Origin of the sequence: Calidithermus terrae (assembly GCF_003574345.1) — a bacterium.
Lineage (GTDB): Bacteria > Deinococcota > Deinococci > Deinococcales > Thermaceae > Calidithermus > Calidithermus chliarophilus.
The window spans coordinates 1-8,407 of the sequence record NZ_QXDL01000182.1 but is presented as its reverse complement, the minus strand read 5'-3'; the positions used below and the strand labels follow the sequence as shown (position 1 = coordinate 8,407).

At 68.7% G+C, this 8,407-nt stretch carries 8 protein-coding genes and 1 pseudogene; 5 read left to right on the top strand and 4 right to left on the bottom strand.

Annotation, left to right across the window (positions count from 1 at the left end):
• The 3 genes and pseudogenes from Mterra_RS22485 to Mterra_RS16505 all read left to right on the top strand — a co-directional run.
• Window positions 1-396: pseudogene (locus Mterra_RS22485) on the top strand (hypothetical protein); the annotation flags it as partial.
• 203 nt (window positions 397-599) lie between these two features.
• The gene (locus tag Mterra_RS16510; protein WP_119316160.1) at window positions 600-2,828 is read left to right on the top strand and encodes a RelA/SpoT family protein; all 2,229 of its coding nucleotides are present in this window, start codon (window positions 600-602) and stop codon (window positions 2,826-2,828) included.
• A gap of 183 nt (window positions 2,829-3,011) precedes the next feature.
• Window positions 3,012-3,590 (top strand): DUF92 domain-containing protein, encoded by a 579-nt coding sequence (locus Mterra_RS16505; protein ID WP_245971667.1) that lies wholly within the window; start codon window positions 3,012-3,014, stop codon window positions 3,588-3,590.
• Between the two features lie 65 nt (window positions 3,591-3,655).
• Here the strand turns inward: Mterra_RS16505 and Mterra_RS16500 are convergent, their stop codons facing one another.
• The 3 genes from Mterra_RS16500 to Mterra_RS16490 all read right to left on the bottom strand — a co-directional run bounded on the left by Mterra_RS16500 (window position 3,656) and on the right by Mterra_RS16490 (window position 5,574).
• Complete coding sequence (locus Mterra_RS16500; RefSeq protein ID WP_119316159.1) at window positions 3,656-4,096, bottom strand: hypothetical protein; 441 nt, start codon at window positions 4,094-4,096, stop codon at window positions 3,656-3,658.
• A gap of 72 nt (window positions 4,097-4,168) precedes the next feature.
• Window positions 4,169-4,924: an exodeoxyribonuclease III gene (locus Mterra_RS16495; RefSeq protein ID WP_119316158.1), complete on the bottom strand. Its 756-nt coding sequence runs from the start codon at window positions 4,922-4,924 to the stop codon at window positions 4,169-4,171.
• A gap of 35 nt (window positions 4,925-4,959) precedes the next feature.
• Complete coding sequence (locus tag Mterra_RS16490; protein ID WP_119316157.1) at window positions 4,960-5,574, bottom strand: lysophospholipid acyltransferase family protein; 615 nt, start codon at window positions 5,572-5,574, stop codon at window positions 4,960-4,962.
• A gap of 60 nt (window positions 5,575-5,634) precedes the next feature.
• Here Mterra_RS16490 and Mterra_RS16485 point away from each other — a divergent pair, with 60 nt between their 5' ends.
• On the top strand, window positions 5,635-6,078 hold the full coding sequence (locus Mterra_RS16485; RefSeq protein WP_119316156.1) for a copper chaperone PCu(A)C: 444 nt from the start codon (window positions 5,635-5,637) through the stop codon (window positions 6,076-6,078).
• Window positions 6,079-6,385: 307 nt separating this feature from the next.
• A complete protein-coding gene (gene der / locus Mterra_RS16480) occupies window positions 6,386-7,711 on the top strand; it encodes a ribosome biogenesis GTPase Der (protein WP_119316155.1) in 1,326 nt (441 codons plus the stop codon).
• A 382-nt stretch (window positions 7,712-8,093) separates the two neighbouring features.
• Here the strand turns inward: der and Mterra_RS16475 are convergent.
• A partial coding sequence (locus Mterra_RS16475) for an SIR2 family NAD-dependent protein deacylase (RefSeq protein WP_338025082.1) occupies window positions 8,094-8,407 on the bottom strand: 314 nt, incomplete at its 5' end.

Sequence of the window (8,407 nt, the reverse complement as noted above, 5' to 3'; positions counted from 1 at the left end):
CCCGCGGGCACCCCGGCCCCCGCCCCGGTCCCGGCCACGGCCACGCTCGAGGCCGAGCCCGCCGAGGAGGCCCCCGCTGGCGAGTCCGACGACGCTTTGGCCCCCTTCCGCCTGCGCGGGGTCGAGGCCGTGGCGCTGGTGGGGGAGAACGGCGTGCTGATGGGCAAACTGCCCACCGCCGCCCGGAGCGTGCGCAACGCCTTCAGCGACCTGAGCCTCCTGGCGGGGGAACTGGCCGGGGCCACCACCCGTCTGGCGGTGATCTCCCTGCCCCACAACGTCATGATCATGGTCCCGCTGGGCGAGAAGGGCCTGTTCATCCTGGCCGAGAAGCCCCTGCTCTCGCGCCTGCTGACCCAGGTCGAGCGGCACCGGGCTGAGCTGGCGCAGTTGTAGCCGGGCCGATGGCCGGGCGCCGGGGGCGGGTCGTGCGTCGTACGTCGTACGCAAGACGCAAGACGCAAGACGCCCTTTCTTTGCCCCCCTTAGCAAGGGGGGCCGGGGGGGATAAACCCTCCCCGCGCGCGGGGTAGGGAAGAGGAGGGGTGCCTTTCACGCCTTGAACCATCTCGTGGGAGGCCGATGCTACACTAGGGGAAGTGTCGCAGGCGGTCGAAGTCAGTCCAGCCCAACTTTGGGGTCAGCTCGAGCCCAAGATCGTCCACCTCAACCCGGCCTCCCGGAGCAAGGTGCGGGAGGCGCTGGAGTTTGCCTTCGAGGCCCACCAGGGCCAGCGGCGCAGGAGCGGCGAGCCCTTCATCACCCACCCGGTGGCCGTCGCGGAGATCCTGGCCGAGCTCAAGCTCGACGCCGACACCCTGATGGCCGGGCTGCTCCACGACACCGTCGAGGACACCGAGGCCCGGCCCGAGGCCATCGAGGCCCGCTTCGGCGCGGCGGTGCGCAAGATCGTGGAGGGGGAGACCAAGGTCTCCAAGCTCTACAAGCTCGCCCACGTCGCCAGCGAGGGCGAGGTCAAGCACGCCGAGGAGAAGCACGCCGAGGACCTGCGGCAGATGTTCATCGCCATGGCCGAGGACGTGCGCATCATCATCGTCAAACTGGCCGACCGGCTGCACAACATGCGCACCCTCGAGTTCATGCCCCCCCACAAGCAGGCCCGCATCGCGCGCGAGACCCTCGAGATCTACGCGCCGCTGGCCCACCGGCTGGGGATCGGGCAGCTCAAGTGGGAGCTCGAAGACCTCTCCTTCCGCTACCTCAACCCCGAGGGCTACGCCCGGCTCACCGAGCGGCTCAAGAGCCACCGCGACGAGCGCGAGGCGGCGGTGGACAGGGCGCGGGAGAGCCTCGAGGCCGTGCTGCAGCGCGACTCGGTCCTGCGCAGCCTGGTGCGCGGCTTCGAGGTCACGGGGCGCACCAAGCACCTCTACAGCATCTGGAAGAAGATGGAGCGCGAGGGCAAGGAGCTCGCCCAGATCTACGACCTTCTGGCCCTGAGGGTCATCCTCGAGCCGCGCCTCACCGACGACGCCGAGGAGAAGGCCATGCGCGAGAAGCAGGTGTGCTACCACGTGCTGGGCCTGGTCCATGCGCTGTGGCAGCCCATCCCGGGCCGGGTCAAGGACTACATCGCCGTGCCCAAGCCCAACGGCTACCAGTCGCTGCACACCACGGTGATCGCGGTCAACGGCCTGCCGCTGGAGGTGCAGATCCGCACCCGCGAGATGCACCGCGTCGCCGAGTTCGGCATCGCCGCCCACTGGCTGTACAAGGAGGGCCTCACCGACCCCGAGGAGGTCAGGCGCCGGGTGAGCTGGCTGCACTCGATCCAGGAGTGGCAGCAGGAGTTCTCGAGCTCGCGCGAGTTCGTGGAGGTGGTCACGCGCGACCTGCTGGGCGGGCGGGTCTTCGTGTTCACGCCCAAGGGCAAGGTCATCAACCTGCCCTCCGGCTCGGGGCCCGTAGACTTCGCCTACCACATCCACACCGAGGTGGGCCACCACATGGTGGGGGCCAAGGTCAACGGGCGCATCGTGCCGCTGAGCCACGAGCTGCAGAACGGCGACATCGTCGAGATCCTCACCGCCAAGACCGCCCACCCCTCCAAGGACTGGATCGAGTACGCCAAGACCCGCAGCGCCAAGAGCAAGCTGCGGGCTTACTTCCGCGGCACCGAGCGCCAGGACTCGCTGGAGAAGGGCGCGCGCATGCTCGAGAAGTACTTCAAGCGCCGGGGCATCCCCAAGCCGCTGGAGAGCCAGCTCGAGGAGGCCGCCCGCAAGCTCGTGCGCTCCTCCTCCCCCGACGACCTCTACCTCGCCCTCGCCGGCAACCGCGTCACGGCGCCGCAGGTGGCCCGACTGCTCGTGCCCAAGCCGCCGGTGGTCGAGGCCGCCAAGCCCAAGCCCACGCCCAACCAGCTCGGCATCCGCCTGGAGAACGGGCTCATCGCCCCGCTCAAGCTGGCGAGCTGCTGCATGCCCAACAAGGGCGACCCCATCCTGGGCTACGTCACCCGCGGCCGCGGCGTGAGCATCCACAAGGCCGACTGCCCCAACCTGCGCCGCCTGATGGAGGGCGACGCCGGCCGCATCGTCCCCGCCTACTGGGAGGGCTTGGGCCGGGTGATGCAGCTCGAGGTGCTCGCCGACGACCGCGCCGGCCTGCTGCGCGACATCATGGACGCCATCGCCTCGATGGGCAAGAGCGCCATGGGCGTCAACTCCAACCCGGTGAGCCCTCTGAGCAAGGTCTTCAGCATCAAGACCCGCATCGAGGTCAACGCCGGCGAACAGGCCACCCTCGACGAGCGCCTGCGCCAGGTGAGCAACGTGCGCGAGGTCCACTGGTCGCCGGTGCGCTAGTAGCGGGCAGCTTTCAGCTATCAGCCCTCAGCCGGCAGCTCGTGCCCCGCAGTTCGTCGAGGGCCGAGGGCCAAGGCTTCTGGCGCCTCGCGTTTTGCGTCTTGCGTCTGGCGTTCGGCGTACGACGTAGGACGTACGACCCGCGCTGGGCTATCGGCTACCCCATTGCTGTACCCTAGGGCAATGTCCGTCGCCCTCTCCCTCCTGGTCGCCTTCGTCGTCGGGTATCTCGCGGAATTGGCCGGGTGGCTCAGGCCCAGGGCGGCGTGGGCGGCGGCGCTGGTGGGGGGGATCCCGCTGGCGGTGGGCGGGCTGCCGGCTGCGCTGGTGGTCGTCTTCTTCGTGGCGGCGGGGACGGCGGCCTCGAGGCTCAACCCGCGCAGCCGGGACCGGGGCGGGCGCACGGCCTTTCAGGTGCTCGCCAACGGGTTGCCCGCGGCACTCGGGCTGGCGCTGGGCTCCCCGGCGTTCTTCCTGGGGGCCTACGCCGCGGCGCTGGCCGACACCCTGGCGACCGAGGTGGGCAGCCGCTCGAGCTGGGCCTGGCACCCGCTGAGGGGACGGGTGGAGAGCGGGACCAACGCGGCGGTGAGCGGGACCGGCACCCTGGCGCTGGTGCTGGGGGCGTTCTGGATGGCCCCCTGGGCCTTCGTGCTGGGAATCCCGGCGGGGCCGGTGGTGCTGGGCGGGGTCGCGGGGGCGGTGTGGGACAGCCTGCTGGGGCTCCTCGAGGACCGCTACGCTGGTGGACCAACGACCTGACCAACCTCTTGGCGACCGCTTTGGGCGGCTTCGTGGCCTGGGCGCTCTCGAGGCTCACCGGCTGATCAGGCCGGCCCGCCTGCCGGCTCGGGCGGCCCCTCCCGTACCGCGGCGCGGCGCACCCGCCAGGCGGCGAGCAGGTAGGCCAGGAAGTACAGGCTGTGCACCTGGACGAAGAGGCCGACGCCCAGGAGCAGGGCCGTGGCGAAGTAGGCCAGGGCATAGCGGGCGGCCCAGGGATCGTCCTGACGCTTCAGGATGGGGCCACGGGCCAGGAGCCAGACCAGCGGGCCCAGCACCAGCAGGTCCAGCGCGACGTCGAAGGCGCTATCCGGCAGGTCATCCCCTTGGAATACCCCGCTGTCCTCCAGCCAGCGGACGCCCAGCGGCAGGGAGAGGGCGTAGCTCGCCAGGAACACGGCGGTGGTGCCTATCAGGTAGAACAGCCCCAGCCTCGAGCGCCCCGGCCGGACGCGGCGCTCGACGAGCCAGAGCACCCCGAGCATCAGTTGAGCGATAAAGGTCGCGGCGAGCATCGACACCCCGATCAGCTATTAGGAATTAATAGCCAATTCGGGTCAAAGGGAGTAGTCGATGATCACCGGGGCGTGGTCGGAGAGCCGGGGCTCGGGGTGGATGCGCGGGCTGTGGGCCACGCGGGCGAGGCCCGGGGTGCTGAAGTGGTAGTCCAGCCGCCAGCCCACGTTCTTGGCCCGCGCCTGGCCCCGCTGCGACCACCAGGAGTAGTGCACGGCCTCAGGGCCCACCAGCTCGCGGAAGACGTCGCGGTAGCCCGCCGCCATCAGCGCGTCGATCCAGGCGCGCTCCTCGGGCAGGAAGCCGGAGTTCTGCTGGTTGGCCTTCCAGTTCTTGAGGTCGATGGGCTTGTGGGCGATGTTGAAGTCGCCGCACAGGACGTTCTCGCCCCCCAGCCCTCCCAAGAAGGGCAGGAACTCGCCCAAAAAGCGCATCTTCTCGGCCTGGCGCACCGGCCCCGACGAGCCCGAGGGCACGTAGACCGAGGCCACGCTGAAACCGTCGAAGACGGCCCGCAGGAAACGCCCCTCGCGGTCGAAGCCGGAGCCCATGCCCACCTGCACGTCCTCGGGCTTCTCCCGGCACAGCAGGCCCACCCCGCTGTAGCCCGGCTTCTCGGCGGGGTGCCAGTAGGCGTGGTAGCCCTCGAGCTTGCCCAGTTCGCGCGGCAACTGCTCGGGCAGGCAGCGCACCTCCTGCAGGCAGATGACGTCGGGCTCCTGGTCCTTGAGCCACTCCGCCAGGCCCTTGGCCGCCGCCGCCCGAATGCCGTTGACGTTGAGGCTGATCACCCGCATGGCCCACAAATTACCGCGCCCGCACCCCGCGCGCTTCAGGGCTTGGCCTCGAGCTCCGGCACTTCCTCCCTGAGCCGGACGGGACCGGCGTTCTCGGGCTTCTTGCCCACCTTGTCGGCGTAGAAGGCCCGCAGCTTCTCGAAGTCGGCGCGGATGTCGCCGCTGGGCCAGAGGTAGGCCCCGATGCCCACCTCCCGGCGCGCGTAGTCGAGGTAGCCCAGGGCGATGGGGACCTGCGCGCCCAGGGCCATGTAGTAAAAGCCGCTGCGCCAGTACTCGGCGCGGCTGCGGGTGCCCTCGGCGGCCACGACCAGCACGATGGCCTCGCGGCTGCGGATGAGCTCGGCCACCTGGCTCACGAACTCGCTGCCCTTCTTCCCGCGGTCGAGGGGGATGCCGCCTAAGGCTTTCATCAGCGGGGCCAGCAGCGGCGGGAAGAGCTCCTTCTTGCCCACCCAGTTCATGGGCTGACCCGTGGCGAACTTCCACAAGATGGCGTAGAGGAAGTCCCAGTTGGAGGTGTGGGGGTAGCCCACCGCCACGAACTTGGGGCTGGGGGAGGGCTCGAGCACGGCCTTCCACCCCAGCATCCCCAGTGCGCGCGTGGCGAGGCGCTGCCCGAAGGTCTTGGGTGTGTGTACCTGTGGCATTGTGAGCAGTATAGCCGGGCAGGATATTTGTCTCATCCTGCCGTGCTAGCGTGAGGCGCTATGAAGGTGCTGCGCCTGCTGCCCCACACCCTTTTCCTCATCGGCCTGCTCGTGCTCGCCCAGAACAGCCTCACCGCCCAGAACGCCTGGGTCCGCCTGCTGCCCACCCCCAACCTCGCCGCCTACCTCACCTTCTCCAACCCCACCGACAAGCCCGTCCGCCTGCTCGGCGTGAGCACCCCCGTCGCGCTCAAGGCCGAGTTCCACGAGACCAAGACCCTGCCCGCCTCCGGCCACGACGCCCACGGCCCGGCCACCACCATGGCCCCGCTGAAGGACGTGGTCGTGCCCGCGAAGGGCAAGCTCGAGTTCAAGCCCGGCGGCAAGCACATCATGCTCCTGGGCGTCAAGCGCACCCTGAAGGAAGGGGAAAAGGTGCCCCTGGTGTTCCGCCTCGAGGGCGGCAAGTCCCTCACCGTGCAGGCGGTGGTCAAGGCGCAGTGAGGGGGTAGTACAGCCGTCAGCTATCGGCCATCAGCGGTCAGCTATCATCCGCCAACTCGTAGCCTGTGGTTTACACCTCCCCGCACTCGGGGAGGGTTTATCCCCCCCAGCCCCCCTTGCTAAGGGGGGTAAACAAAGGGCGTTTGGCGTTGGGCGTTTGGCGTCTTGCGTTTTGCGTATTGCGTACGACGTAGGACGTACGACCCGCACCCGACGTACGACCCGCGCCCCGCGTTCCGCCACCAGCCACCCGCACCCTGTACAATGACCCTTTGAACGCGCGGGCAAGCCGCGCCTGGAGATTCTTATGTATCGCGTACTGATCGTGGGCCGGCCCAACGTGGGCAAATCCAGCCTCTTCAACCGCCTGGTGGGCAAGCGCACCGCCGTGGTGGCCGACACCCCGGGCGTCACCCGCGACCTCAAGGAGCACGTGGTCGAGACCGAGAAGGGCCGCTTCATGCTCATCGACAGCGGCGGGATGTGGTCGAGCGACGTGTGGGAGCACAAGATCAAGGAGAAGGTCGAGCAAGCACTCAAGACCGCCGACCTGGTGCTCTTCGCCGTGGACGGGCGCTCCGACCTCGCCACCGCCGACCTCGAGGTCGCCGACTTCCTGCGCCGCCAGCACAAGAACGTGCTCGTCGTCGCCACCAAGGTGGACGACCCCAAGCACGAGAACTACCTGGGCGACCTCTACGCCCTGGGCTTCGGCGACCCCATCCCCACCAGCACCGCGCACGCCCGCGGCCTCGACGACCTCATCGACGCCATCTGGGCACGCCTGCCCGTGCGCCAGGCCGACGACGAGCCCGAGGTGGTGCCCATCCGCATCGCCATCGTGGGCCGCCCCAACGCGGGCAAGAGCAGCCTGCTCAACGCCATCCTGGGCGAGGAGCGCGTCATCGTGAGCGAGCAGCCCGGCACCACCCGCGACGTCATCGACGTGGAGTTCGACTACGGCGGCAACCGCTTTTTGCTCGTGGACACCGCCGGCATCCGCAAGCGCCCCGAGACGCTGGTGGAAGAGATCGCCATCAACCGCGCCCACAACGCCATCCTCGACGCCGACGTGGTGCTGCTGGTCATCGACCCCTTCGAAGTCGGCGACCGCGAGCTCAAGCTCGCCAACGAGGCCTTAGACGCCGGCAAGCCGGTGATCCTCACCATCACCAAGTGGGACCTCGTCGAGCAGGAAGAAGCCCGCAAGGTGCGCGCCGACCTCAACCTCAAGCTCGCGCACCTCGAGCACCTCCCCCGCGCCTACGTCTCGGCCGTGACCAAGGAGAACCTGCACAAGCTCTTCTCCGAGGCCGCGCGGCTGTACGCCATGGCCCGCGAGCGCCGCGAGACCGCCGAGCTCAACCGCTTCCTCTCGCTGTGGACGGCCCACGTGGCCTTGCCCAATTTCAAGGGCAAGCCGCTGAAGATCTTCTTCCTCACCCAGGCCGAGGTCGCCCCGCCCACCTTCGTCTTCTTCGTCAACTACCCCGAGTTCGTGACCCGGGCCTTCGAGGGCTATTTGCGCAACAGGATCGGGGAGGACTTGGGCATCAAGGAGATCCCTTTCAAGCTCGTCTTCCGGGGGCGGCGTGACCCGAAGGGGAAGGAGAAGGGGAAGGAAGAGGAGTAGGGCGGGTGGGGGTCGTGCGGCGTACGTCGTACGTCGTACGCCAAACGCCAAACGCAAAACGCAAGACGCAAGACGCAAGACGCCTCGCTCCCCCCTTAGCAAGGGGGGCCAGGGGGGATAAACCCTCCCCGCCGCCGGGGAGGGGTTCCTTTCACCACCAGCCACAGGCCACGAGCTTTTGGCTACCGGCTATCGACAATCAACCCCATCGACAGCTCACCGCTGCCTCGAGCCCCCGGTCCAGTTGGCTAGGGCGAGCAATGCCATCAGAAATAGCCCCCAAATCCAGCCGTCCATAATCCCTATCCTCACGCCTCAGTCTGGCAGGGGGGGTGTTATTTGACCGTTATAGGCTCTTCCTGGCTAAAAGTTAAAGGTTCCTTTAACTGAACGCGCTCAGCAGGGCGGCCATGCCCTCCACCGCGCCCATGCGCAAGGAGCAGTCGGCGATGGGGGAGAGGGGGGTCGGCTCAGGGTTGATCTCGATGAGGTAGGCCCCGCTGTGGTAGGCGACGCGGCCGAGGCTGGCGGCGGGCTCCACCTCCCCGCTCGTGCCGATGACCAGCGCCACCTCGCAGGCCGCGAAGGCCTCGAGCGCCCGGTCGAAAGCGCCTTCGGGCAGCAATTCGCCGAACCACACCACGTCAGGGCGGCCTCGAGCGCCGCAGGCGGGGCAGGAGGGGGGCGGGGTGAAGT

Bases quoted from the DNA above. Each gene is read 5' to 3' on its own strand.
- Mterra_RS16505 (WP_245971667.1), top strand. From the start codon at position 3,012: ATGTCCGTCGCCCTCTCCCTCCTGGTCGCCTTCGTCGTCGGGTATCTC.
- Mterra_RS16500 (WP_119316159.1), bottom strand. From the start codon at position 4,096: ATGCTCGGGGTGCTCTGGCTCGTCGAGCGCCGCGTCCGGCCGGGGCGC.
- Mterra_RS16495 (WP_119316158.1), bottom strand. From the start codon at position 4,924: ATGCGGGTGATCAGCCTCAACGTCAACGGCATTCGGGCGGCGGCGGCC.
- Mterra_RS16490 (WP_119316157.1), bottom strand. From the start codon at position 5,574: ATGCCACAGGTACACACACCCAAGACCTTCGGGCAGCGCCTCGCCACG.
- Mterra_RS16485 (WP_119316156.1), top strand. From the start codon at position 5,635: ATGAAGGTGCTGCGCCTGCTGCCCCACACCCTTTTCCTCATCGGCCTG.
- der (WP_119316155.1), top strand. From the start codon at position 6,386: ATGTATCGCGTACTGATCGTGGGCCGGCCCAACGTGGGCAAATCCAGC.